1 pseudogene is annotated in these 437 nt (G+C 65.2%); it reads left to right on the forward strand.

Annotation, left to right across the window (positions count from 1 at the left end):
* Positions 1–437, forward strand: a pseudogene (locus AC1DDH_RS20645) (pyruvate dehydrogenase (acetyl-transferring), homodimeric type); the annotation flags it as partial.

A 437-nucleotide genomic window follows, 5' to 3' on the forward strand; every position in this document is an offset into this window, starting at 1 on the left:
ATCCGGAAGAGACCGCCGAATGGCTGGAGTCCCTGGATACCCTGATTCAGGAACAAGGCACCGAACGTGCCCAGTACATTATGCGAAGCCTGCTCCAGCGGGCCGGCGCGCAGAGCGTGGGTGTTCCGATGGTCACCACCACGGACTACCTCAACACCATCCCGGTCGACCAGGAAGCGGCATTCCCTGGCGATGAAGAGATCGAACGCAAATACCGTGCCTGGCTGCGCTGGAATGCCGCCGTGATGGTGCACCGGGCGCAGCGGGCGGACATCGGCGTCGGAGGCCATATCTCCACTTACGCCGGCGCCGCGACCCTGTACGAGGTCGGCTTCAACCACTTCTTCCGCGGCAAGGACCACCCCGGCGGCGGCGACCAGGTCTTCTTCCAGGGCCACGCCTCCCCCGGCATGTACGCCCGCGCCTTCATGGAAGGC

The sequence above is a fragment of the Arthrobacter sp. 10T425 genome (genome assembly GCF_056393985.1).